This is a genomic window from Microbacterium pygmaeum (assembly GCF_900100885.1).
In the GTDB taxonomy this organism is placed as follows: domain Bacteria; phylum Actinomycetota; class Actinomycetes; order Actinomycetales; family Microbacteriaceae; genus Microbacterium; species Microbacterium pygmaeum.
The window spans coordinates 766,960-792,172 of record NZ_LT629692.1 but is presented as its reverse complement, the minus strand read 5'-3'; the positions used below and the strand labels follow the sequence as shown (position 1 = coordinate 792,172).

The following is a 25,213-nucleotide window of genomic DNA, read 5'->3' as shown; positions in this document are numbered from 1 at the left end:
CGAATCCGATCACAGCAGCGCACGCTCCAAGCCGGGCTGCGGCGCCCGGGCGCCGGTGATCCAGCCGACGACCGCGTCGTTGTCGGTGTCGACTGTCGGGATGTCCGCGACCTTGCGGCCGCGGTTGAGCACCACGATGCGGTCGGCGACGGCGAAGCAGAGCGGAAGATTGTGGGTGACGACCACGACGGCGATCCCCCGCTCGGCCATACGGCGGATCAGGTCCTCCACCTGCCGCGTCTGCGCGTAGCCGAGGGCCGCAGTGGGCTCATCCAGCAGCAGCGCGCCCTGGCCGCGAGAGGTGACGCGGACGGCGGACCTGGCGAGGGCAACGACCTGACGCTGACCGCCCGAGAGCATCTCGACAGGGCGGGTGACGGGAGCGGTGGTGACGCGCAGCGCCTCGAGCTCCTTTCGCGCTTCGCGCCGCATGCCCTTCTTGTCGAGAATGCCGAGCCACCCGAGCAGCCCCTTCCGCACCGGCTCGCGGCCGAGGGTGAGGTTGGTGGCGATATCGGCGGCATCGATCAGCGCGAGGTCCTGATAGACCATCTCGATGCCGGCGGCCGAGGCATCCCGCGGCGAACGGAACTCCGTGACCTCGCCACCCACCTCGATGGTGCCGGAGGAGGGACGGTGCGCGCCCGACATGACCTTCAGGAGCGTCGACTTGCCGGCGCCGTTGTCGCCGAGCAACGCGACGACCTCCCCGGGCCTGACCTCGACGTCGACGCCGTCGAGCGCCTTGACGAAGCCGTAGTTCAGGTCGATTCCGGTCAGCTTCAGACCGGCCGGGATCGGCCGTGCCTTCTCGGACGTGGCCATTTCAGGCCTCCTTCGGCGTGGTCGTGGCCGCAGCGGGCACCGCGGCGGGCGCGCTGGCAAGTGTGGCGGTGGGCGGCGGCGCCAGTCGCTTGGCGACCGCGGCGGACATCACGCGCTCGAACGTGAGCGCGAGGATCAGCAGCACACCGGTGACGATCGTCGCCCAGTACGGCGGGATGCCGCGGATGATGAGCGCGCTCGCCACCGTGGCGATGATCAGCGCGCCCACGAGGACGCGCGGCAGGCTACCCCGCCCGCCCGTGAGCGGCATGCCCGAGAGTGCCACCGCCGTGATGGCGCTGAACAGAAGGTCGACGCTGGGGTTCGGCGAGGCCTGCGTGGTGGTCGCCATCACGAGCAGACCACCGATCGCGGCACAGATGCCGGACAGGATGAACCCGAGGATGCGGTACCGATCGGCGCGGATGCCGACGCGACGGACCGCGTCGATGTTGCCGCCGACCGCCATCACGCGCACTCCGGAACGGGTCTGGGTGAGGTAGAACCAGCCGACCAGATAGACGAGTCCCACGACGATCACCGGTGCGGGGATGCCCCAGTAGCTCGTGCTGCCCATCCAGGTCAGTTCAGTGATTCCCGTGATCGGCAGTCCGCCCGAAACGACTTGGGCCAGTCCGGTCAACACCGTCAGCATGGCGATCGTCACCACGAGCGGATTGAGACCGCGCTGGACGAGGATGCCGTTGACCGCGCCGACCGCGACACCCACCGCGATCGCGAGGATGATGCCGAGCCACGCCGGCGCGCCGCTGCTGATGGCAAGACCACCCGTGACGGCGGCCATCGTCGCGGAGCCGGGAATCGACAGGTCCAGCGCGCCGCTGAGGATGCCGAATCCCACGGCTGCCGCGAAGATCGCGGTCAGTGCCGCCGCATTCGCGATGAGCGCCGCGTTGGCGAGCGTGAAGAAGTACGGGCTCGCCCAGAAGGCGAAGATGATGACCAGAAGCAGCCAGAGCACGAGGATGCCCCAGTTGCGGAGGAAGATGAGCACCTTCACTCCGGCACCCCCGCTGGTGTCGATCGCAGGGAATGCTCGGGTCTGGCTGGTCACCGCCTCCGGGGCCGACCGGCCCGGGGAGGTGGTGTTCTTCTGATCGGTCATCGTCGCACCGTCTTCTTCTCGCTCGCGGACTTGCGGTCTACTCCTGGGTGAAGACCTGGATCGGAATGGTCAGCTGCTGGCCGGGTGCCGACGGGTCGGCGGCAAGGGCGTGCAGCTCGCCGAGGTTCTGGGTCAGGTCGGCGATGAAGTCGAACGCGACTTCGGCGTAGAAGTCGCCGCTGTCGACGGCGGCCACGGCTTCTTCGTTGCCACCGGCCCCGATGAGGCAGAGGTCGGCGGGGTTCTTGCCCGCTGCCTTGAAGGCATCCAGAGCGCCCAGGCTGGACTCGTCGTCGGTCGCGATGACGGTGTTGGCGTCGGGTGCGGCCTGCAGGGCGCTGGAGACGATCTGGGCGGAACCGAGGCGGTCGGCGGCATCCTGCTCGTTCACGAACGTCGCGTCGGGCGCGCCCGCCTCGACTGCGGCCTTGATCGAGTCGTTGATCTCCTCAGTGCTCTGCGCGCCGCTCGGGCTCTGCATGAAGATGATCTGGCCCCTGCCGTCGAGGCGCTCGGTGATGCACTGCGCCGTCAGGTCGCCGATCTGCGTGCCGTAGTCCACGTTGTCGGTGTTCGAGAAGCTGATGCCCGCGGCGCCCTCATCCATGCCGTAGTCGGCCGGAACGCCCGACGCGAGGACGACGATGCCCTTATCGACGGCCTGCTGGATCGCCGAGGCGACGGCCTCGGCGGACTGCGGGATCACCCAGATGGCGTCGACCTGGTCGAGCTGCACCCACTGCTGGATCTGCTGCAGCTGCGTGGACGGGTCGCCCTTCGCGTCGGCCGTGATCACGGTGTCGCCGCTGGCTTCTGCCGCATGCGTGAGCCCCTCGGCCAGGCCGATGAACGCGGGGACCTGCATCGAGAACGGCGAGAAGCCGATGCGCAGCGCACCGTCGGCGCCGGCGGCTGCGGAATCCGAGGGCGCGGTGCTCGGAGTGGCGGTCCCACTGCTGCAGGCAGCGAGCGAAACGCCCACGGCAAGCGTCACGGCCACGGCGAGTGAGCGCAGGACGGGGCGGAGTGGGCTGTGTGATCGGGTCATGGCGGTGCACCTTTGCGTCGCGATCGGCCGGGCGCCGAACTCTTGGATGAGTTTCTATCACGAATTTCGTCACATGAAAAGCACTTTTACTGAGTAAAGTAGGTGAGGGAGGTTTGCTTCCTCCGCCATCGACGACGTTGCAGAACAAGGAGCCCCATGACCATCGACCGATTCCCCGCCGGTTTCCTCTGGGGCGTGGCTACCGCCGGCCACCAGAACGAGGGCGACAACGTCCACAGCGACACCTGGTTCCTCGAGAACGTCACGCCGACCGTGTTTCAGGACCGCTCGGGCAAAGCGACGAACGGCTGGGAGCTGTGGGAGTCGGATCTCGATCTCGTCGCCGGCATGGGGCTGAACGCCTATCGCTTCTCGGTGGAGTGGGCGCGGGTCGAGCCTGCAGAGGGCGAGTTCTCCGAAGAGGCGCTGGCGCACTACGAGGCAGTGGTGGACGGATGCCTCGCGCGCGGCCTTGCCCCGATCGTCACGTTCAATCACTTCACGTCTCCGCACTGGTTCGCCGCTCGCGGCGCGTGGCTCGAGCCCGAGTCGCCGGAGCTGTTCGCTCGCTACTGCGGCGTCGTCATGGACCGCATCGGCGACCGGATTCGCCTCGCCGTGACGTTCAACGAGCCGGATCTGCCCGAGATGCTCACCTGGGCGCACCTGCCCGAGTTCATCGTCGAGCTGGAGCGCAAGACGCTCGAGGCGGCGAGCGCGGCAGCCGGTGTGGACAGATACCGGGCCGGCAACGTCATGCTGCACGAAGACTTCGCGGGGATGCGCGCGGGCATGACTGCCGGTCACAAGGCAGCGAAGGCCGCCATCAAAGCGCGCCGCGCCGATCTGCCGGTCGGACTGTCGCTGGCGATCGTCGATGACGTCGCCGCGCCGGGCGGCGAAGAGCTTCGCGACCGCAAGCGCGCAGAGGTCTATGCGCACTGGCTCGAACTCGCCCTGGACGACGACTTCGTCGGCGTGCAGAACTATGAGCGGATCGTCTACGGCGCGGACGGTGGCTTGCCTGCTGCGGAGGGCGTTGCAGTGAACGGCATGGGCACGGCGGTCGAGCCCGACTCGCTGCGCGGCGCCGTGGAATACGTCTACTCGGTCGCTCAGGTGCCCGTGCTCGTCAGTGAGCACGGCATCGGCACAGAAGACGACACCGTCCGGGCGAGCTTCATCGAGCCATCGCTCAAGGGTCTCGCGCAGGCGATCGCCGACGGCGTGCCCGTGCTCGGCTACTGCCACTGGACGCTGATGGACAATTTCAAGTGGATCTTCGGTTACGGACCGAAACTCGGTCTGCACGAGGTGGATCGCGAGACGTTCGAGCGCACGGCGAAACCGAGCGCCGGGGTGTACGCGGACTTGGTCGCGCAGGCGCGCGGACTCTGAACGAAGATGCCACTCCACACACCGAAACGGCGCAGGGCACGGCCCGGAATGAGCGGGCGACCGAAGGCGACCTCAGGTTCGCCGGATCACGGCTTCGACGAGTCGGGTCGGTGAGTTCGTGACCCTGCGCCATCGATGTGTCGGATCGAGCCAGGTGGGTGCCTGAACCTCGGGAACGCCCTGGACCATCCGGATCTGCCACCCGTGATGGGCGAGGAATCGGTGGTGGAACCAGCACAGCAGCACGCCGTTGTCGGTGTGGGTGGGTCCCCCGCGGGAGTGTTCGATGACGTGATGGATCTCGGACCAGGCAGCCGGCGCGCCGCAACTCGGGATGATGCAGCCTCCGTCGCGGAGTGCGATCGCCCGCCGCTGGTGCCGGTTGAAGATGCGCTCCTCCGTCCCGATCCGCAGAATCCTGCCCTCCCGACCGAGGACGACACGTTGGATCACACCGCCGCACGCGATGTGGTGCGCAGCGCCGATCGGGAGCGGGTCGGCGATGCCGTCGGCGTGCGCGGCACCCCGCGCGGCGACCAGATCGGCCTCGCGCACCGAGACGAGAAGCGTCGGGGCAGCACCCCCGATCGTCGGCAGCGTGGCACTGGCTGCCGCGGCGAACAAGGCAGTTGCGAGCGCATCGTGGCGGCGTTGCGCCGCGGTCCGCTCATCGTCTGGTGCAGCTCCGTCATGTCCGAGTTCGTCATCGGGGCGGAAGCGGACCCCACCGGTGTCGTCGCCGCCGCGCGGCAGCGCGAGCGTGTCGCTGATGCGCTGGAACTGCGCGGCCACCTCTGGGAGGAGACCGCCGTGGATCGGGACGATGCCGTTTCGTACGCGGCCCAGCGTGATCCCGCGAGTGCGGAGCGCTTCATGATCACGGGGTTCGCTGCCGTCCTGGTCCAAAGCGACCGCCCACGCCGACGCGTGCATCCGCAACTCGTCCGCGGTGGCCGGTGGCGCGGAATCCGGCCCCTCCCCACGCGCCGTCGCCGCCAGCGCCTCATCCGCCGCGAACATCAGGTCGCGGCCGACACGCTGCTCCAGCCCCGCCAGCGGGCCGGTGACGGCCAGGACACCATCGATGCCGATGTCGCCGGCGAGCAATGCTTCGCGTGTCGCCGGGAACCGCGGGGGCAGAAGCGCCCCGCTGACCAACGTCCTGTCGCAGTGCACCGCCCGGGCCGCCCGCTGCATCCTCGACACCGTCGTCGCGCTCAGTCGCGTCGAGCGCTGGACCACCTCGCTGACGTCGCGGCACCCGAATCGTGTACTGAGACGCTCTTCGCGTCCGGCCGACTCGGATCGCCGTGTCACCTCGTCGACGGCCAGCACCAGCGCACTCTCGATGCTGCGCAGCATCCGTCCGCCGATCGCCAGCGCATCGACGAGATCTTCGTCACCCAGGGATTCCATGCCGCCTGCCAGGAGCGGTCGGATCATCGCATCGACCTCCGCCACCAGCGACCCGAGGGCCTCGGTGACTGTGTGCTTCATTCCTCTATTGTGACGAGGGCCACCGACATCGAAGCATCAGAAAAGTCCCCGGTCAGATGTGAGAAAAGCTGTGCAGATGCGGCCCCCGGAGACCGCCTGGGGAGGAACCGGTGAAGCTCAGAGCACGTCGCTCGGAGCGCGTCGCTCAGAGCGCGTAGCTCAGCGCCTCGAGAAGGCGATCGATCTCCGCGTCGTCGTTGTAGGGGGCAAGGCCGACGCGCAGGCCGGCGTCGACCGGCAGGTGCAACGCTCGGAACGGCTCGTACGCGTAGAACGTGCCGGCCGGTGCCAGGATGTTCCGCTGCGCCAGCAGGCGTGACACCTCTCCAGCGTCTCGCTCCGGAAAGGTGAGGAAGAGAGTCGGGGTGCGCTCGGCCGCGCGCGAGTGCGCGACGACACGATCGCCGAACGATGCCAATCCGGCCTCGAGACGCCCGCGCAGCTCGAGCTCCGACGCGTTGATGAGGTGATCGGCTGCGATCAGCCGCTCTCGGCGCGTGCTCCCGGCGGGCGCGATGCCGGCGATGAAATCGACGGCAGCCGTGGCCCCGGCCATGATCTCGTACGGCAGCGTTCCCAGCTCGAATCGCTCGGGCACCACATCGGTCGAGGGAAGCAGCTTGTCGGGCGTCAGTGACTCGAGCAGCGCGGGAGACGCAGCAAGCGCGGCGCAGTGCGGTCCGAAGAACTTGTACGGCGAGCAGACGAAGAAGTCCGCTCCCAAGGCGACCACGTCGACGCTCGCATGGGCGGTGTAGTGGACCCCGTCGACGTACACGAGCGCGCCGACCGCGTGCGCACGGGCCGCGATCGTCGCGACCGCCGGCTTGGTGCCGAGCAGGTTGGACGCCGCCGTCACCGCGACCAGTCGCGTCCGGTCGGTGACGACCTCATCGAGATCATCGAGCCGCAGCTCGGCGCTCTGCGGATCGAGTCGGAGCCAGCGCACCACCGCACCGATGGCTTGCGCCGCCTGCACCCACGGCCGGACGTTGCAGTCGTGGTCGAGCTGCGTGACGACGATCTCATCGCCCTCGACCCAGGTCTTGGCCAGTGCTCTGGAGAAGTCGTACGTGAGCTGCGTGGCACTGCGCCCGTAGACGACTCCGCTCGGATCGGCGCCGAGCAGATCGGCGATCGCGTGGCGGAAGTCGACGACCGCACGGTCGGCGTTCTGCTCGCTCACGATCGCGGCGCCGCGGTTCGAGAGCGGCCCGGTGAGCGTGCGGGCGATCGCATCGCCCACGACCGCGGGCGTCTGCGTGCCGCCCGGTCCGTCGAAGTGCGCGATGCCCGACTTCAGCGAAGGGAACTGCGCCCGCAGCGCCACGATGTCCAGACTCACGATGTTCCGCCTTCAAGCCGGTCGCGCGGCGCTGATGCGCCGGTGACACATGGTATCCGCCGCCCCTCACAGCGGGCGTCACCCGTCAGTCCGAGATCAGCGTCCCGCCGTCGATGACGATGTTCTGTCCCGTGACGAACGCACCCGCGGCCGAGGCCAGCCAGACCACGGCGCCCGCGACCTCCGCCGGCGTGCCGAATCGGCCGAGTGGAGTTTTCGCCAGGCGGACCGGTGCGGCGTCCGGGTTCTCAGTGATCGGCCGGGCGAAATCGGTGGCGATCACGCCCGGCGAGATCGCGTTCGCGCGGATGCCGCGACTCCCCCACTGCACTGCGAGATTCCGCGCGATCTGCGCGTTCGCCGCCTTTGAGACCCCGTAGCCGGAGAGCACGCGATTGCCTCGCAGCCCCGCGATGCTCGACATCACCACGAACGCCCCGCCACCGGACTCCGCCATCACGGGCAGCGCGATTTCGGCGAGCTGAGCCACCGAGCGCACATGGAGGGCAAGCATCCGCTCGAGCGACGCATCATGCTCTGACGCGTCCGGGTCATCCAGCGCCGCCCCCGCGTTGGCCACGACGGTGTCGATCCTCCCCCAGCGCTCGAGCGTGGACTCGACGAGCGCTCGCAGCTGCGCGGCATCCGTCACATCGCACTCGGCTCCGACGACATCGAGCCCCCGCGTCGCCAGCCTCGTCGCCGCACCCGCAGGACCGCTCGCGACGAGGCCGGCGACGACGACCCGCGCGCCGGCAGCGGCCAGCGCCTCTGCGCACGCGAGACCGATGCCCGATGCCCCGCCCGTGACGATCGCCACCTGGCCGGCGCACGAGAACAGCGTCGCCGGTGCGAGTTCCGATGGTGCCATGCGTCCATCCTCCCGCGACGCCCGCGACCAGCACCCCGCGAGTGGTGATGTGCGGTATCACCGACCGCGCATTCCGAGAAGCGGATGCCGCCGCTACCGTCGAACCGTGAGCAGCGTCGCGCATCCGTCCCCTGTTCCCGGCCTCGACGGCCGCACGATCGTCGTCACGGGCGCCGCCGGCGGCCAGGGCCTGGCGGCGGTGCGCCTGCTGGTCGCGGCCGGCGCACGCGTGCTCGCCACCGACGTGGTTGCCGAAGCGCCCGAGCTCGACCGGATCGATGCGTCGTACCGTCAGCTCGATGTCGCTGATGGAGCGGCGTGGGAGCTGCTCGCGGCGGAGCTCGACGACGATCTGGACGGCGAACCCCTCCGCGGCCTCGTCAACAACGCCGGCATCACGCACCGCTCGCGCCTCGGCGAGACACGACGCGAGGACTGGGACCGGGTGCTGGCGGTCAACCTCACCGGACCGATGCTCGGCATCCAGGCGCTCGCTCCGCTGATGTCGGACGGGTCGTCGATCGTGAACATCGGCTCGTCCGCCGCGCTGAACGCGCACTATCCGGTCGCCTACACCTCCAGTAAGTGGGGGCTGCGCGGCCTCACCCACGTCGCGGCGACCGAGCTCGGCTCACGCGGCATCCGGGTGAACATCGTGCACCCGGGGTTCATCGAGACGCTGATGACCGAGCATGCGCCGACCGCGATGCGCGACGCGCAGCTGGCGCTCACCCCGCTCGAGCGGGTCGGACAGGCGGAGGAGGTCGCGAGCGTCGTCGCCTTCCTGCTGTCGGATGCCGCGGCCTACGTCACCGGCGCCGAGATCCCCGTCGACGGTGGCTCGACATCCTCTGCGGGCGTCAAATTCATGGCCGACCGCATCGCCGGCCGCTGAGGCATCCCGCTGGGGCTGCCGCTCAGCCCTCGCGGTTGTAGTACGGCCAGGGGTTGATCCGGCGATCGCCGCGACGGTCCGGACCCTGCAGGCCGACCTCACCGGTCGCCGCCCACTCCACGCCGCGCGGGAACATCCGGATGAACTCGATCCGCCGGAACGTGTCGATGTCATGACCGATCGTGATCGTGAACGAACGGCCGGCGCCGTACTCGTTGATCCACGCGATCGGCTGGTCGGTGTTCATCCCGGGCAGGTCGGCGATACCGCCCTCCGGGATCGCGACCGGGTAGTGCGACATGGGCCACACCGGCGCGTTCTCGTACGACTCCAGGTCGTCGAAGACCGTGACCAGCACCTGGGCGCCGTCGAGGATCTCCACCCCGGTGAGGATGTCGTCGCCGGTGACCGTCCACGTCGGGGTGATGCCCTCGGTGATCGCGTGCCGCGGCTCGGTCGTGCGCAGCAGCGCCTCGCCCCACGGTCGCGGACGCAGACCGCCCGCGACGGTGAGCCGCGACCCGCGCATCACGTTGTACTCCTCGGGGTAACCCCAGTCGTCCTCCTGCGCGGCCGACCCGTGGAACCAGACGATGCCCTTGCCGTCGTCGTGGACGAACTTCAGCAGCGCGGCATCGGTCTGCGGACCGAATCCGACGGCCTTCTCGTGATAGCCGTCGCGCCCCTCGAAGATCACGATGACGACGTCGTACTTGTCGATGATGTCGGCGCCGATGCCCCGCGGGTCTTCGAGCACGCGGACCTTGAATCGCCCGGTGTCCTCGAGCAGCGTCGTGATCCACTCGTTGTGCTTGCGGAAGCTGCGGAACTCGTTGTCGTGCTCGTGGGTCATGTGCCCGGAGAGGATCAGGGCGTGGATCGGTTCGGTCATGACAGCTCCTCGGCGGCCTTGCGTGCGCCGCGCACTGCGACCGCCACGCTCATAAGCGTGGGGTTCATCGTGTTGGCGGTCGGGATGACGCCGTTGCCGCCGACGACGAGTCCGTCCACACCCCACACACGCGACCACGGGTCGGCCACGGACGTCCCGTCGTCGGTCTCGCCGATACGGGTGGTGCCCATGTAGTGCAGGCTCGACCCGTTCGGGAGCAGCCGGGGCTCGGCGACGAACTCGCCGATGGCGCTGCCCGCGCGACGGAGGCGCTCGGTGGCCGCCTCGATCTCGGTGTTCTCGGCGTCGGTCAGCTCGTACTCGATCGTCATGTTCGGGAAGCCCCGGTAGTCGAGCTCGCCGTCGTCGAACGTGACGCCGTCCTCGACGCGGGGGCGCTTGCGCACGCCGTAGCCCATGTTCACGTAGCCCCATCGGTTCCCGGCTGCGGGGTGTGCCGGGTCGAGCTGGAACGGGGGGTTCTCGGCGTACATCACCTGCAGCGAGAAGGGGTGATCGGGTTCGGAGAACGGGATGCGGTTCACCGCCGCCACCGGATCGACCGGGTTCACCGACCGGCGGGCGATCTCGGCTTCGAGATCGGCATCGGTCGCGAAGCGGCCGATCTTGCCCGCGTCGACCGCGATGGTGGTGATGACCACGTGGTGCTCGGTGAGATAGTGCCCGAGGGCCGAGGGGCGGATGCCGGAGGCCCACAGCAGCTGCGGGGTGCGGAACGCGTCTGCGGCCACGACGACGAGGTCTGCGGGCACGAAGCGGATCTCGTGGGTGCGGAGGTCTTCGACGGTCACCCCGGTCGCCCTGCCGTCCTCGACCTCGACGCGGCGGACGAGCGACAGGTCGTGCAGCTCGAAGCGCTCGCTGAGCGGCGACGCGGCGTCCACGAGCGGGCCGAGGACGACATCGGCACCGGCCCAGCGCATGGTGCCGTCGGGCTGCGGGTCCCCGGCGACCGGCAGGGTGCCGGGGCCGTAGCCCTCCGGCAGCTCGGCGCCGAACTCCTCCTCCAGCAGGGAGCGGATGCCCTCGCCGACGGCGGAATCGGCGAACGCGGCATCCTGCACGTGGAGCAGGTCCTTGGCGACGGCCAGAAGGTCGTCCCACTCGTCATCTGCGATGAACGGGATCTTCTCGCTGAACGCGGGCGACGGGGTCGCGCACGTCCAGTGCGCGCCCATGCCCCCGACGTTCGTCGACGCCGCGCCCGCGGGGAAGCCCGGCGCGTGGCCCGAGCCTTCGCCGCCGAAGTCGAGGAGGTGGGTGCCCTGTCGCGCGGTGAACATGCCCTCCACGACGACGCCGGCCGGGATCCCGAGCGACTCGCGCAGCGCCCCCGCCTGCGGGCCCTGCGACAGTTCGCGTGCGCGCTCCTTCTCCTCGGGATCGGGGATGTTGCGCACGCTCTCACCGGGGATCGCGGTCAGTTGCGGACCGGCCTCGAACATGACGACGTGTGCCTCCGGCAGCGTCTCGACCAGCACGCGGGCGTACGCGGAGCCGATCGGTCCGCTGCCGACGACGACGACGGTGGGGTGCGATGCGGTGTGCGCTTCGTGGGACATGGTTCTCCTCCTCGAGAGGTCAGACGGTCGCCGACTCGGCGGTCGGAACGGGTTCGGGCTCGAAGTGGTCCGAGAGGCGGCGGTTGGGAAGCAGGAGGGCCGCGACGATGCCGACGGCGTAGGCGATCGCGAGACCGATGAAGATCGGGGAGAGCACCGCCGTATACAGCTCGGCGACCTGCGCCTGCACCGCAGCGGAGGACGCGTGCACCACCGCGGGAGTCAGGGTCGCGGCATCCAGCCCGGCGGGAAGACCCAGCGCGACACCCGCGCCGATCACCCCGCCCACGATCGCCGTGGCCGTCGTGGAGCCGACCTGACGCACCAGGCTGACGGTCGCCGTCACGCTTCCGGTGTCACTGCGTGGCGCGGCGCTCTGCGCGACCGCGACGAGGATGTTCATGAACGCCCCGGTGCCGACGCCGACCAACGCCATCGCCACCATCGGCGCCCACAGTGGCAGCCCCGGGGGCAGGAAGGCCATGATCAGGAGACCCCCGGCGGCCAGCGCCGTGCCGACGATCGGGAACATCCGGTACCGCCCGGACCTGCTCGCCAGCCAGCCGGTGAACAGGGTGCTCACGAGCATGCCGAACACCGTCGCGATGGGGACGAGCCCCGACACGGTGGCACTGGTGCGATACGCCATCTGGACGAAGGTCGGCACGTAGGAGACGACCGAGAACAGCCCGACGCCGATGACGGTGGACAGCACGATGCAGATCAGGATGGTCCGGTTCGCGAAGTGTCGCAGCGGAACCAGTGGCTCACTCACGCGCACCTCGATGAGGATGAACACCGCGAGTGCGACCGCCGCGACGGCGGCCGCGACGATCACGGGCACGCCGATCACCCAGCGGTCGGCACTGGCCCAACTGGCGCCGAGCACCAGTGCGGTCACGGAGATGCCGAGGACCACGGCGCCGGCGATGTCGAACCTGCGGCCGGAGTGTCCCGGCACATGCGGGACCGCGATCACCGCCAGGGCGAGCGCGATCAGACCGACCGGGATGTTGATCCAGAAGACCCAGCGCCATCCCCACGCGTCCGTGATCACGCCGCCGAGCAGGGGCCCGACCAGGATCGCGACCGGGAAGGCTGCCCCGATGATGGACAGCACGCGGGGGCGCTCACGCGGCGGCACGACCGTGCCGACGATCGTCTGCGGCATGAGGTGCAGGCCCGCCGAGCCGATCCCCTGCGCCACGCGGGCGATCGCGAGCTGGGTGATGTCCTGCGCGAGGCCGCAGCACAGTGACGCGACGAGGAACAGCACCAGGCTGGCGAGGAAGATGAGGCGGACGCCGAGCAGATCGCCGAGCTTGCCCAGGACGGGCAGCATGACGGTGCTGGCGAGCGTATAGGAGACGAGGACCCAGCTCATCTGCTGCACAGCGCCGAGGTCGCCGGCGATCGTGGCCAGCGAGGTCGCGACGACGGTGTGGTCGAGCGCCCCCAGGAACGAGACGGTCAGGAGGGAGATCATCAGGAGACGGAGTCTCCAGGCAGTGAGTGGCATTCGCGGTCCGCCCGAACGATCGGGCCGTCGACGCGACCGGGTGTGCCCCGCGCGCTGCGTCACGGGCGGGAACGGATCCAGAACGGATCCCGACGTCGCGTCCACTCTAGACCAACTTATGTGTCTTTTCAACCAAAGGCGAGCGGTCAGCGCCGACGCGATCGCGGACGCGCGCGAGCCGCCGGGATCGCCGGCGGCACCACTCCCGCGCCGACGCGACCGACGAGTTCTCCGATGCCCTCGACCGCCATCCGCACCTCGTCGCCTTCGCGCAGGGGCGATGGCGTGAGCTCGCCGGCGCGACCCCAGAGCTCACCCAGGCATCCGCCGTTGCCGACCGTGCCCGACCCGAGCACGTCACCTGGGACCACCCGGGAGTTGCGCGAGGCGTACGCGACCAGCTCGCCGAACGGCCAGCCCATGTTGGAGACGAGGTCTTCGCCGATGAGCTCCCCGTTGACGAAGACCTCGGCCCGCACCGCGAGGAAGCCGTCCGCGTCCAGGTACGACGCGAGCTCGTCGGCGGTGACGATCCACGGTCCGAGGGCTGTGCCGAAGTCCTTGCCCTTCGCAGGCCCGAGGCGCACCTTCATCTCGCGCGATTGGATGTCGCGCGCGGACCAGTCGTTCATGATCGTGTAGCCGAAGATGTGGGATGCCCCGGCCTGCGCGGTCAGGTTCGCTCCGTCGGATCCGGGCACCGACCCGATCACCGCGGCGATCTCGAGCTCGAAGTCCAGACGCTCGGTCACCGGCGGCGAGACCGACTCGCCGGGGCCGAGCACCGTGTGCGGATTGGTGAAGTAGAAGGTCGGCGCTTGGTACCACTCGGGCACGACCTCGCTCTTGCCGTCGACCGACGCGCTGACCCCTTCGACGTGCTCCTCGAAGGCGACGAAGTCGCGGATCGCAGCAGGCACCAGGGGCGCGAGCAGCGTGACCTCGGCGAGCGCGGCCCGCTTCGTCTCGCCGCGATCGGCGACTGAGCGGTACAGGCCGTGCGCGGCATCCAGTCCGCGCTCGAGCACCTGCGCCACACGCAGGCCGTTCGGGAACGGCACCACGTGATCGTCGATGACAAAGCCCTCGCCCAGGTCGGCGCCGTCGATCCAGCGCGCGATCTTCATGCGCGCACCCGGCTTCCCACCAGCGCCTCGGCGTTCTCACCGAGGATGCGCCGCTCGATCTCGATCGGCAGACCCGCGCTGCGCACCAGCGTGATCGGGTCGTCGCTGCCCATGTCGAACGGGAAGTCGCTGCCCATCAGCACACGCGCGCCGCCCGCGACCTCGACGAGATGACGCAGCGCCACCGGGTCGTGCACGACGGTGTCGAACCACAGTCGGCGCAGATACGTCGACGGGGCGTGTTCGCAGCGATGCGCTTCGGGACGGACGTGCCAGGCGCGGTCGGAGCGCCCGATCGCGAAAGGCAGGTAGCCGCCGCCGTGCGCGGCGACGATCTTCAGATCCGGATGCCGGTCCAGCACCCCGGCGAAGATGAGGTGCGACAGGGCGACGGCGTTCTCGGTGGGCTGCCCGACCGTGTTGGACAGGTAGAACCGGTCGAGGCGCTCGTCGAGACTGCACCCGAAGGGGTGCAGGAAGACCACGCAGCCCAGCTCCGCCGCGCGGGCCCAGAACGGCTCCAGCCGCTCGTCGGAGAGTTCGACATCGCCGGCGAACGACGAGATCTCGACGCCGGCCAGGCCCCGGCCGAGGACGGCGTCATCGAGGTACTCGACGATGCGCTCCGGATGCTGGAGCGGCACGACGCCCAGACCCACGAGCCGATCGGGGGCCCGCGCCACGTGCTCGGCGATCAGCCGGTTGGTCTCGCTCGCGACCCACCCGGCCAGTCCCTCGGACGCCCATGGGTAGAAGTGGTTCGGCGAGACGCTCACCCACTGCCGGTGCACGCCCTGCTCGTCCATCGCGGCCAGTCGTGCGCCCACATCGGTCAGCTTCGGGATCCGGGCGCCGATCATCGCGCCGGATGCCTGCAGGCTCTCCACACCGTTGCGACGACGCTCCAGATCCGCCGCGGCGGCGACCTCAGCCGGCGCTCGCCGCTCGACCTCGGCGTGCATCGCGGGCAACAGGAGGTGCGCGTGGACGTCGGTGACCGGCGCCCGGTCGCCGCTGAGCGCAGGCGAGTCGGTCATGCCGGCTCCGACATCTGTCGCGCGATGCCGAACATCAGCCCGGGGACGTCCGCGTCGCGGACCCCGTCCAGCTGCCACTGTCCGAGCTGCACGGATGCCTCCACCACGCTCTTGGCGCGCGGCACGCGCCGCGCGTGGAACTCATCCCACAGCCCCTGGTCGAGCCGATCGCGGGAGACGAGCAGCTCGGTCAGGACGAACGCGTCCTCCAATCCCTGCGCGGCGCCCTGGGCGATCGTCGGAGGGCAGCTGTGCGCGGCATCGCCGATGATGACGACGCGGCCGCGGTTCCACGGTTCGTCCACGATGTGCTTCGTGAACCACGTGTAGTTCGCGTGCGCGCCTGCCTCGAGATCGGCTCGGATCGATTCCCACGGGCCCTGATAGGCGCGCGACTCCTCGAGCATGATGCGGGTGGCCTCGTCGTCAGGCGTGCCGAAGCGGTCCTCGGCCTTCTCGACGAGGAACGCGTACATCGAGTTCTCCCCCGTGGGCGTGTAGCCGGCGATGAACACCGGGCCGCCGTAGTACAGCTCGCTGCGCTCGACCTCGGCCGGGCGCGAGACGAACGTGCGCCAGATCCCCATGCCGGTGGGCTCCGGCTTGGTCTCGATGCCGATCAGCTCGCGCACCGTGGAATTCAGCCCGTCCGCCCCGATCAGCAGGTCGTACTCGCCCGCCGACTCTCCATCGACGGTGATGGCGACCGCATCCGCCGCGCGGGCGTCGATCGCGGTGATCTTCTTTCCGAAGTGCACGTTCACTCCGGCATGCTCGGCGTGCTCGAGCAGGATGCGCGCCAGCTCGGCGCGCGGCATCCCCATGGCGGCCGGATAGTCGGGCCCGCCCGTCTTCACATCGGGCAGCTCCGCGACGATGGGCGCCCCCGGGCCGGGAGCCCGCAAGTGCAGCCCTTCGAAGGGGTAGCCCGCCGCGCGGATGTCGTCCCAGGCGCCGAGCGCGTCGAAGACGCGTAGCGCGTTGCCCTGCAGCGAGATGCCGGATCCTTGCGCGCTCAGCTCGGGTTTGGCTTCGAACAGGTCGACCGCCACCCCCGCCTTGGCGAGCTGGATGGCGGCGGCGAGACCAGCGACGCCGCTCCCGGCGATCGCGACCTTCGAGACTGCGGTCATGTCAGAACCTCTCTGTTCCCTGTGATCGGTGGGTCGCGGTCAGAAGATCGCGACGGGGTTGATGGGTGAGCCGACGGCTCCGGTGATGGGCAGCGGGGGCGCCGAGAGCAGGAAATCCCAGCGGGCGCGTGCGGCGCAGGATGCCGCAAGTTCGTCGAGATCCCACATCTCACCGATCGTGAGACCCATGTTGGGGATCACCACCTGGTGCAGGGGCTGGAACGACGGCACGTCGAACTCGTTCGGGCGCACCTCGAAGCCCCACGTGTCGGTGGCGATCGCGGCGATCTCGGTACGGTGCAGCCAGCCGGCGGTCGACAGGGAGAGGCCGGCGGACGGGCCACCGGCGTACTCGCCCCAGCCTTCACGCCGAGCCCTCGCCAGGCGACCGGTCCGCACGAGCACGATGTCGCCGCGACCGATCGTGACGCCCTGCGCGTCGGCGCAGGCATCCAATTCCGCGGCGCTGATCGCGTACCCGTCGGGGAGCTCCCCCGTCTCGGGCGAGAGGTGGCGGGCGACATCGAGCAGGACGCCGCGGGAGACGATGACGGATGCCGCGTGCTCGATGCCCGTCACCAGGTCGCCCTCGCTCGTGACGACGTCGCCTGCGCGCCTGCCGTTCCACGCGAAGCCGTGGTCGAAGATGTGCCCGAGCCCGTCCCACTGGGTCGAGCACTGCAACGGCATGGCGATGACGTCATCGGCGCCGCCGATGCCGTGCGGGAAGCCCTGATTGCCGCGCTCGGCGTCGACGCCGGTGTCGGTCATCGTGTGCACCGGGTTCGTGCGCCGGCGCCAGCCCTTCTGGGGTCCGTCGGTGTCGAACGACTGCGAGAGTGAGACCACCGCGCCCTCACGCACCAGGGCGGCTGCTTCGACGCGTTTGGCGGAATCGATGAAGTTCAGCGTGCCGAGCACGTCGTCCTCGCCCCACCGGCCCCAGTTGCGATACGCCTCGGCGCGGGCGGCGATCTCGGCTTCGGGATCGGTCCGATCGATGCCGGCCGGGTCCTCCGACGGCGAGCTCATGGTGCCACGCACCGGACGGTCTGCGTGCCGAGCCCCTCGATCGTGCCGGTCATCACATCTCCGTCGCGCAGGAACCGCTTCCAGTGCTGCCCGTTGCCGGGAGGACTCCCGGTCAGCAGCAGATCGCCGGGCAGCAGCGGCATCGTCTCACTCGCGCCGGAGATGAGCGCGGCAATGCCGAACAGCAGGTCGCTGGTGTGTCCGTCCTGCTTGACCTCGCCGTTCAGCTCGAGCGTCACGGCGAGGCCGCCGCCGTCCACGAACTCCGCCGGAACGAGGAAGGGGCCCGTCGGCAGAAACCCGGGCGCGTTCTTGGACCGGTACCAGTCGGTGCCGATCTCCTTCATGTCCTTCCGGAACACCAGGTCGCGCGTGGTGATGTCGTTGACGATCGTGTAGCCGGCGATGTGGTCCAGCGCGTTCTCGCGAGAGACCTGGAACGCCTCGCGCCCGATCACGACCGCCAGCTCCAGCTCCCAGTCGTGCACCTGGCTGTACGCAGGCAGCGCGAGCGGCACATCGTCGCCCACGACACAGGCGGGCAGCCCGATGAAGAAGTACGGCTCGCCGTTGGCGGCGCGGTCGTCCATCATGGTCGCGGCGAACTCGCGCGCCTCCTCGGGCGTGCGATCGGTGTTCTGGGTGAGTCCCGCCGCCACGAGTTCGATCACGTGCTCGCGGTAGTTGGCTCCCGCCTGGAGCACCTGGCGCGGCTGCACCGGAGCGGTCAGCGTGACGTCGGCCAGCGGCATCCACCCGTCCGCCTGCTCGGCTGCGACAGCAACGCGCTCCCAGTCGCCGCGCGCGAGGAAGGCGTTCAGATCGTCCGCTCCGAGTTCGTCGGCGCTGATCGCGCGGATGCGGTCGCCCGCGACGACGCCCAGCGCGACGGAATCGCCGTCGCGGAATCGCGCGAGTGCGTACGGGGCGGTCGGTCCGGTCGACGTCATCGTCATCAGTCTCTCTGTCGTGCTCTGTGTTGTGGCGACGTCGCGTCGCCGTTGGTGAGAGGTGGAGCGTCGCGCGAGGCGACGCCCCACCCCCGGTCTCAGCCCCGGCCGTGCTGGGCGTACGGGTTCAGCAGGGCGTCCTTGATCTCATCCGGCACGCCCTCCTCGGTCGCGCTCGGGCCGTCTGCGGCGGGGAAGGACTCGGTCATCGACATCGGCATGGCGCCGTTGCGGTAGAAGTTGTTCGATCCCTGCGAGGGCTTCCAGGTGTTGGCGACCCAGTCCGGCACGTAGTTGCGGTATCCACCGGTGTTCAGCTCGATGCGGAGACTGGAGGGTTCACGGTAGTAGAGGAACGTCTGCTCGCCGATGCCGTGGATGTTCGGCCCGTACTCCATCGGGGTGCCGTTCTCCATGAGCGTGTCGGCCGCGATGAGCAGTTCCTCGCGGGTGTCGACCCAGAAGGCGTAGTGGTTGATGCGACCGGCGCGGCTCGAGCCGTCGAGCACGACGCCCAGGTCGTGCGACTTCTCGTTGGTCGTCAGCACGGAGAACACCGAGATCGGCGCTTCGTCCAGAACGGTGCGAGCCATGAAGCGGAAGCCGAGCACCTCGACGTACCACTGCACGAACGCGTCGACATCACTGGCGGCGACGGTGACGTGGTCGAGCTGACGCGGAGCACCGGCGATCTTGCTGCGCTTCTCGGGGCGGTCCGGATAGATGGATGCCACGTGTCCGGGCGCGTCGTGGCGCGTCACGTCCCAGTGCAGGGTCATCGAGTGCCCGAACGGTCCGGTGAAGCGGTACGCGCGACCGATCTTGTGGACGTCCTCGAGCCACTCGCCCTCGACGCCCGCGGCCTCGACGCGCTTCGCAGCCTCTTCGAGCGCCTCGGCGCTGGAGGTGCGCCATGCCATCGTCGCCAGGCTCGGCTCGTCACCGGGGAGGATCACGAGCGAGTACGCGTAGTAGTCGCCCCAGCAGCGCAGATACACGGCGCCGTCGACGCGATCGACGACGGTGAGCCCGACCTGCTCCTCGTAGAAGGTCACGGAAGCCTCGACGTCGGGCGTGGTGATCGCCACGTAGGAGAGGTGGGAGAGGAGCTTGATCATCTTCGATCCTTTCGACAAGACAAGCGATTGGGGTGATCCCGAGATCAACTTTCGCTTGACTTCGGCATATCCGGGAATCCCATATCTGCGATGCCGAGGATCAGCACCATCTATGCGGTGTGGTCGGCGCCGCCACGTCACGCGCCGAGCGAGTCGGCGAGTTCGCAGTCGGCGAGCAGGTCTGCGAGATCGGGGGGCGACGAGGACTCGGACAGCGCGCGGAGTGCGCGGCGCAGCGTGAGCCGCTCGGCCGATTCGAACAGCGTCGGTGCCGTCAGGCGGCCGGCCGAGGACAGCGTGGTCACCTGCGTCCGCCCCTCCTCCACCTCGACCTCCGTGACGACCTCGCCGAGCACCTGCACCCGCAGCCAGCTCCGCGCCGACCTGTCGGCGGTCGCGACCGACAGCGTCGCCGCGAGGCCGCCGCGCGTCTCGAGCAGTGCGAGTCCGTCGCCGCCGGCGCGGGAGGTGAGGCGTTCCCCGCTCAGGCTGCGGAGCCAGCCGAGCGCGTCGCGGACTGCGACCGCCTTGTGCGCACCCGGCGCGGCACCGTCGACGGTGAGCAGGCGCGGTTCCGCGCCGGCGCGCGCCGTCACCGCGGTCTGCACGACGTCGGGACGCAGAAGCGGCCGTTGGACGATCATCGGGATCGTCGCGGCGTCGACGAGGCGACGCAGCTGCAGCGACGGGGCTGCTGCGGGCGCGGCGATCACCACCGCGACCGCACCGTCGATCGCCGCCCGCTGTGCGGCCTCGACCCAGCCCGGATCGCCGGAGAGGACCGCGACGGCGCCCTCGACGTGCCTCGAGCGGCGAGCGCTCAACGGAAGCTCGGCGATCGCCGTCAGATACGACGCGTCCTCGGCGACCACTTCGACGCGTTCGGTGCGGTGCGCGCTCACGCGGCGCTCGCTTCGATCAGCGCGGCCGCGGCATCCGCGATCCCGATCGCGTACTTCGCGTCGTCCAGCAGTTCGTCGTACTCGACGGGGTCTCGCCCGTCGAGCAGCTCTGCCAGCGAGCGCCATTCGGCGAGGTACCCGTCGTCGTCTGCGAGCGGGTACGCGGTCACCTTGCCCGTCGGCGTCCTCACCCGCACACCGGCGCTGCCGACGTGCACGAACGCCGGGGGGAAGACCACTTCGAGCCGATCCGTGTCGGTCACGACATCGATCCGCCAGACCGCGTCGGCACCGTCAGGAAGCATCACCGCCGCCAGCCGGACCGGAATACCCGATGCCCGGTACCCCACGGCATACCCGAGCGGGGTGATCGCGCGCGCGAAGACGACCTCCTCGAGCGCAGGGGCCAGGTCGCGGACGATGGGCAGATCGTGCACGGCCAGCCCCGTGATCAGCTGACGGACGACGGATGCCGCGACCTGCGGCACCTCGAGCGGCGGCCCGCTTCGTGCGGGCGCGGGCGCCGGGGCGATCGACTCGGAGACGACATCGTGATACCGGCCGTTGGGCGGCAGCGCCAGGGTCACCGAGACGGATCGGATGCTCTGGCCACCTGCCAGGAGGTGATGTTTGGCTCTCATCCATGCCGGGTCGTAGAGGTGATTCGTGCCGATGAGCAGCGTCACACCGGCAGACCGGCACGCATCGATGACGGCTTCGGCGTCGTCGACGGTGGTCGCGAGCGGCTTCTCGCAGAGAATCGCGCGCTTGCCCGCGGCGACCGCGGCGAGGATCTGGCTCGCGTGCTCGGCGGGGGGGCTGCAGATGAGCACGACGGACACGCGCTCGTCTGCGAGCAGATCCGAGACTCCCGACGATGCGCGGGCTCCGACTCGCGCGGCGAGGTCAGCTGCCCGCCCGCTTCCGGCGTCGCAGATGTGCACCACGTCGAACGTGGACCCCAGCCGCGACAGCGTCGGCATGTGCAGGGCGGCAACGCCGGGACCTGCTCCGACCACACCTACGCCGTGCGTCATGACTGCACCGTCCTTTCGCTCGAAGCGTACCTAAGTTTTCAAAAAGATGACGATACTTGCCGAAACTGAGCCAGAAGATCACCGGACTTGTGTGAAAATCGACCATGGCAAAAGAGTCCACCCTGCGCTTCGGCGCGCAGACCGACGAGGTGACGAGCCTCCTGCGGATCGTGAACATGGTCCGCGCCGGTGACGCGGCCACTCGCCCCGAGATCGGCAGGGTCACAGGTCTCGGCCGGGGCGTGGTCACCCAGCGGGTCGACCAGGCGATCGAGATGGGGTACCTCGAGGACGGCGAGTTCGGACCGTCTTCGGGCGGGCGCGCACCGCGCACCCTGAGGTTCCGCAGCGGTCGCGGACGCATCGTCGTCTGCGCCCTCGGCGCGCTGCACATCCACGTCGGCGTCGCCATGCTCGAGGGCGACATCCTCGAGCAGTCGCACCGGGCGTGGGACATCGCACGAGGACCGGCCGAGACGCTCGACACGGCGCTCGCCATGATCGACGAGGTCCTCGCCCGCACACCCGATGTGCCGGTGTGGGGCGTGTCGGTCGGCATCCCCGGTCCGGTCGATTTCCATTCGGGCAGACCCGTCGCCCCGCCGATCATGCCCGGCTGGAACGGATTCGACATCCGGCGCCGATTCGAGGAGCGGTACGAGGCGCCGGTCTGGGTGGACAACGACGTGAACCTGCTCGCGTTGAACGAGCGCTCCCGACGCCGCGACGAGTCGCTCGACCTCATCTACTGCAAGGTCGGCTCGGGCATCGGCGCCGGGCTGCTCTCCCAAGGCCGCATCCATCGTGGGGCGAACGGCGCGGCGGGCGACATCGGGCACGTTCGCGTCGCCGGGTCGGACGCGCTCTGCCGCTGCGGCAAGATCGGATGCCTCGAGGCGGTCGCCGGCGGCTGGGCACTCGTGCGCGATGCAGAGGTCGCCGTCGCGGACGGCGCCGCGGGCGTGCTCGCGGCGCGAACGCGCGAGGGCGAGCCGCTCACGCCGGAGGCGATCGCACGCGCGGCCGAGAACGGCGATGCCCTCGCGATCTCGTTGATCCAGCAATGCGCCCGCGTGGTCGGCGAGTCGATCGCCGCGCTGGTCAACATGTTCAATCCCGGCACCATCGTCATCGGCGGCGCGGTGGTGGGCGCCGGCGAGGTGTTCCTCGCCGAGGTGCGCCAGCGGGTGTACGAGCTGTCACTTCCCCTCGCCACGCGCGATCTGGCGATCGTCCAGTCGCAGAACGATCTGCGCGAACCACTGCGAGGCGGAGCGGAGATGGTGCGAGAGCAGCTGTTCGATGCGACGTTCCCCCGCTGGTTCGCCGACGGTCGGCCGACGACGGCCGCCATACATCCGGCCGGGTAGGACTTCTTTCGTTTTCGAGCATAAGCGTGTAAGTTCTCGTCCTAAGCCGGTTGTCTCCGGCGACACCGACACGAGGATGTGCCATGACGCTGACGGCTCTGCGCGACGACGCCCTGCGATCGACACCCGAGGGGTTCGCGGTGCTGCTCGGTCTGCCGTGGATCCGGTCGCTGCCCTCGTCGTCACTCTCCGAGCTGCGCGTGTCGATCGACGGCGAATCGGTGAGAGCGGCGACTGCCGACATGCCGGAATGGTGGTTCCTGCAGGATCGGATCACGATCCTCGGCGACGGTCCGCTCGCGGCTGGACCGCACGATGTGACGGTGTCGTTCCAGCTGATGATCCCCTACTTGCAGGTCGGACCGGATGGCCCGCTGTCACTGCCGTTCCGGATCGCGCGGCCGCTGACCCTCGATGCCCCTGCGGCGGTGGCCGCATCGGTCATCGAACGAGAGTCGGCACATGAGGTGGCGCGCGACGATGCGCTGCCAGAGGGGTGGACACTCGCGGCATCCGCTTTCAACTGGACGCCGGACGTGATCCGAGCCGAGCGCACGGCCGAAGACATCGCCGTCGGCATCGTGACGGACGGCGTCTCGTCGGTCATCGAGATCGAGCCGGGTCAGCTGTGGCGGTCGTTCCCGACCCCGCGCGACGGAGACGTCGACGCACTGCGCACCGGTCTGGAGGCCGCGCACGGTTCGGTGAGCATCGTGGGCGCAAGTCTGGATGACTGGGTCGGTTCGACGCGTCGCACCGACGCCGAGCGCCTCGCGTTCATGCTGCCACAGCTGCACGCCGCCGCACGCGTCGGCGCGGCGGGTGTGCGGCTGCCGATCGGACAGGCCGGTGATGGGCTGCTGCGCGAGCTGCTGCCGGTGCTCCACGAGCTCGACCTCGTGCTCTTCGAGGAGATCCAGGGCCAGCAGACACCGGACTCACCCGCCGCGCGCGGCGCGATCGAGACGATCGCGCGCACCGACGACACGCACCTTCGGCTCCTCGTCGACATCAGCATGCTGATGCCGGCAGTTCCATCGAGCTACCTCGACCTGCTCCGGTCGGGAGGCGTTCCGGAGGCCCTGCTGCAGCGGCTGGCCACCGACTGGCGCGACCCGGCGACGAATGGCGCGGTCATCGAGGTACTCCGATCGGGTGGCGTTCCCCCGGCGGTGCACACGGCCTTCATGAACCTGCTCGTCCGGTTCGGTCGCTCCAGCGCCGCCGACCTTCGGGACGTGCTGCCGCTGACCGGCGCGTTCCACCTCAAATTCTGGGATCTGGACGACACCGACGGTCGCGTGACGCATCCGATCCGCGACCTTGGATCGGAACTGGCGGGCACGCCCTTCACCGGCACGCTCTGCAGCGAGTGGGGCGGTCACGAGTGGCTGGATGACGTGCCCGCCGACATCACCCGCCGGCACCTCGCACTGGCACGATCGGCCCTGCGCGAGGGCGCCCGCGCGCTCGCGTGATGAGCGCGCGCTCGCACGACGAGCGCGCGCAGGTCAGCGAGGCTGCAGACCTGCTGCCCGGTAGACATCGTCGATGACCTGCATTGTTCCGACGCCCAGCTCCGCATCGAGCTCGCTCGGCGACCCGTCGCGCAGGGCGGCGACGACGTGCTCCAGCTGCCGCGCATAGCTGTTCTCGCCGTCGACCGCCTTCTCTTCGATGACCAGTTCGCTCCCCGCCGTCACGCGCAGCGTCGCCCCCCACTGCGGGACGATCACGCTCGTCGCCTCGAGCGACGCGGCCGCGCCGGTCACCCGCAGCGACATGCTCCCCTGATCGTCGCCGATGAACGATGACCGGACCGTCGCGGGGACACCGCCGGGCAGCTCGAAGACCGCATCAGTCTGCAGATCGACGCGGGGATCATCGGTGGACAGCACGGCGTCGGCGGAGATCACCGTGGGCTCTCCCCAGGCCACGCGCATGAGGTCGACGGCGTAGCAGCCCACGTCCATGAACGAGCCGCCGCCGAGGTCGGCGTCGAGGCGGATGTTGCCCGGCTTCACCACGAAGTGGGGGATGCTGTAGTCGAACTCGACACGCGTCACCTCTCCGAGCACACCCGAAGCCAGCACCTCTGACAGCCGCTGCGTGAAGCTGTGCAGTCGGTAGTGGAAGCCCACGAAGGCACGACGGTCCGCAGCATCCGCCGCCTCCGCGATCTCGCCCGCCGTCGTGCCGTTCGCAGACAGCGGCTTCTCGCACAGCACGTGCTTTCCCGCCTGCAAGGCCCGTACCGCCCAGTGCGCCTGCACGGTCGACGGCAGCGGGATGTAGATCAGGTCGACGTCGGGATTCTCGATGACCGCTTCGTAGTCGCCGGACTGCGCGACACCGAGGCGATCGGCCGCCTCGCGCGCACGATCTGGATCACGTGCGCCGATCGCAACCACGCTGACCCCGTCCAGCTCGCGCGCCGGCTCGACGATCGCCCGTTCGACGATGCCGGCCGCGCCCAGGACTCCGATGCCGATCGTCTGCGCTGCCATG

Annotated in this window: 22 protein-coding genes; 4 read left to right on the top strand and 18 right to left on the bottom strand. The window is 69.5% G+C overall.

From position 1 onward, the window contains the following. Positions 1-9: 9 nt before the first annotated feature. The 3 genes from BLT19_RS03685 to BLT19_RS03675 are packed head-to-tail and all read right to left on the bottom strand — an operon-like array spanning position 10 to position 2,999. Positions 10-825: an ATP-binding cassette domain-containing protein gene (locus tag BLT19_RS03685; RefSeq protein ID WP_091486535.1), complete on the bottom strand. Its 816-nt coding sequence runs from the start codon at positions 823-825 to the stop codon at positions 10-12. Between the two features lies 1 nt (position 826). Then, positions 827-1,951, bottom strand: a complete 1,125-nt coding sequence (locus BLT19_RS03680) for an ABC transporter permease (protein ID WP_091486532.1) — start codon at positions 1,949-1,951, stop codon at positions 827-829. Between the two features lie 37 nt (positions 1,952-1,988). Further along, complete coding sequence (locus BLT19_RS03675) at positions 1,989-2,999, bottom strand: sugar ABC transporter substrate-binding protein (RefSeq protein ID WP_091486528.1); 1,011 nt, start codon at positions 2,997-2,999, stop codon at positions 1,989-1,991. A 156-nt stretch (positions 3,000-3,155) separates the two neighbouring features. Here BLT19_RS03675 and BLT19_RS03670 point away from each other — a divergent pair, with 156 nt between their 5' ends. Continuing rightward, positions 3,156-4,397 carry a glycoside hydrolase family 1 protein gene (locus tag BLT19_RS03670; protein WP_091486524.1) on the top strand — a complete coding sequence of 414 codons (1,242 nt, stop codon included), beginning with the start codon at positions 3,156-3,158 and terminating at the stop codon, positions 4,395-4,397. 72 nt (positions 4,398-4,469) lie between these two features. Here the strand turns inward: BLT19_RS03670 and BLT19_RS03665 are convergent, their stop codons facing one another. The 3 genes from BLT19_RS03665 to BLT19_RS03655 form a co-directional block, all read right to left on the bottom strand. Further along, positions 4,470-5,894 (bottom strand): HNH endonuclease signature motif containing protein, encoded by a 1,425-nt coding sequence (locus BLT19_RS03665; RefSeq protein ID WP_091486519.1) that lies wholly within the window; start codon positions 5,892-5,894, stop codon positions 4,470-4,472. A 145-nt stretch (positions 5,895-6,039) separates the two neighbouring features. Continuing rightward, positions 6,040-7,239, bottom strand: coding sequence for a cysteine desulfurase-like protein (locus BLT19_RS03660; protein WP_091486515.1), 1,200 nt, complete (start codon positions 7,237-7,239; stop codon positions 6,040-6,042). An 85-nt stretch (positions 7,240-7,324) separates the two neighbouring features. After that, the gene (locus BLT19_RS03655; protein ID WP_091486511.1) at positions 7,325-8,110 is read right to left on the bottom strand and encodes an SDR family NAD(P)-dependent oxidoreductase; all 786 of its coding nucleotides are present in this window, start codon (positions 8,108-8,110) and stop codon (positions 7,325-7,327) included. A gap of 106 nt (positions 8,111-8,216) precedes the next feature. On the opposite strand from BLT19_RS03655, the gene BLT19_RS03650 reads away from it, so the two are divergent. Further along, positions 8,217-9,005, top strand: coding sequence for an SDR family NAD(P)-dependent oxidoreductase (locus tag BLT19_RS03650; protein ID WP_231917779.1), 789 nt, complete (start codon positions 8,217-8,219; stop codon positions 9,003-9,005). A 22-nt stretch (positions 9,006-9,027) separates the two neighbouring features. Here the strand turns inward: BLT19_RS03650 and BLT19_RS03645 are convergent, their stop codons facing one another. From BLT19_RS03645 to BLT19_RS03595, 11 genes are all read right to left on the bottom strand, one after another. Continuing rightward, positions 9,028-9,897, bottom strand: a complete 870-nt coding sequence (locus tag BLT19_RS03645; protein WP_091486502.1) for a ThuA domain-containing protein — start codon at positions 9,895-9,897, stop codon at positions 9,028-9,030. Beyond that, entirely contained in the window at positions 9,894-11,480 is a 1,587-nt protein-coding gene (locus tag BLT19_RS03640; RefSeq protein ID WP_091486500.1) for a GMC oxidoreductase, read from the bottom strand. Before BLT19_RS03640 ends, BLT19_RS03645 begins: the two co-directional genes overlap by 4 nt. Before the next feature lie 19 nt (positions 11,481-11,499). Next, entirely contained in the window at positions 11,500-12,966 is a 1,467-nt protein-coding gene (locus BLT19_RS03635; RefSeq protein WP_231917778.1) for an MFS transporter, read from the bottom strand. Positions 12,967-13,145: 179 nt separating this feature from the next. Continuing rightward, positions 13,146-14,126 (bottom strand): fumarylacetoacetate hydrolase family protein, encoded by a 981-nt coding sequence (locus tag BLT19_RS03630; RefSeq protein WP_091486495.1) that lies wholly within the window; start codon positions 14,124-14,126, stop codon positions 13,146-13,148. Next, on the bottom strand, positions 14,123-15,163 hold the full coding sequence (locus BLT19_RS03625; RefSeq protein ID WP_091486492.1) for an amidohydrolase family protein: 1,041 nt from the start codon (positions 15,161-15,163) through the stop codon (positions 14,123-14,125). The genes BLT19_RS03630 and BLT19_RS03625 overlap by 4 nt, the downstream gene beginning before the upstream one ends. After that, complete coding sequence (locus BLT19_RS03620; RefSeq protein WP_091486489.1) at positions 15,160-16,296, bottom strand: FAD-dependent monooxygenase; 1,137 nt, start codon at positions 16,294-16,296, stop codon at positions 15,160-15,162. Before BLT19_RS03620 ends, BLT19_RS03625 begins: the two co-directional genes overlap by 4 nt. A gap of 39 nt (positions 16,297-16,335) precedes the next feature. Further along, positions 16,336-17,328 (bottom strand): cyclase family protein, encoded by a 993-nt coding sequence (locus BLT19_RS03615; RefSeq protein WP_091493230.1) that lies wholly within the window; start codon positions 17,326-17,328, stop codon positions 16,336-16,338. Continuing rightward, the gene (locus BLT19_RS03610; protein ID WP_091486485.1) at positions 17,325-18,284 is read right to left on the bottom strand and encodes a fumarylacetoacetate hydrolase family protein; all 960 of its coding nucleotides are present in this window, start codon (positions 18,282-18,284) and stop codon (positions 17,325-17,327) included. Before BLT19_RS03610 ends, BLT19_RS03615 begins: the two co-directional genes overlap by 4 nt. Before the next feature lie 92 nt (positions 18,285-18,376). Next, entirely contained in the window at positions 18,377-19,396 is a 1,020-nt protein-coding gene (locus tag BLT19_RS03605) for a VOC family protein (protein WP_091486481.1), read from the bottom strand. 137 nt (positions 19,397-19,533) lie between these two features. Beyond that, entirely contained in the window at positions 19,534-20,298 is a 765-nt protein-coding gene (locus tag BLT19_RS03600; RefSeq protein ID WP_091486477.1) for a hypothetical protein, read from the bottom strand. Beyond that, a complete protein-coding gene (locus tag BLT19_RS03595) occupies positions 20,295-21,335 on the bottom strand; it encodes a Gfo/Idh/MocA family protein (RefSeq protein ID WP_091486474.1) in 1,041 nt (346 codons plus the stop codon). Before BLT19_RS03595 ends, BLT19_RS03600 begins: the two co-directional genes overlap by 4 nt. A 104-nt stretch (positions 21,336-21,439) precedes the next feature. Here BLT19_RS03595 and BLT19_RS03590 point away from each other — a divergent pair, with 104 nt between their 5' ends. Both BLT19_RS03590 and BLT19_RS03580 read left to right on the top strand, forming a co-directional pair. Beyond that, positions 21,440-22,705: an ROK family protein gene (locus tag BLT19_RS03590; RefSeq protein ID WP_091486470.1), complete on the top strand. Its 1,266-nt coding sequence runs from the start codon at positions 21,440-21,442 to the stop codon at positions 22,703-22,705. A gap of 83 nt (positions 22,706-22,788) precedes the next feature. Next, positions 22,789-24,183 carry a restriction endonuclease subunit R gene (locus BLT19_RS03580; RefSeq protein WP_231917777.1) on the top strand — a complete coding sequence of 465 codons (1,395 nt, stop codon included), beginning with the start codon at positions 22,789-22,791 and terminating at the stop codon, positions 24,181-24,183. A gap of 33 nt (positions 24,184-24,216) precedes the next feature. Here BLT19_RS03580 and BLT19_RS03575 read toward each other — a convergent pair whose 3' ends face one another. Beyond that, positions 24,217-25,212: a Gfo/Idh/MocA family protein gene (locus BLT19_RS03575; protein WP_091486465.1), complete on the bottom strand. Its 996-nt coding sequence runs from the start codon at positions 25,210-25,212 to the stop codon at positions 24,217-24,219. Between the last annotated feature and the right edge of the window lies 1 nt (position 25,213).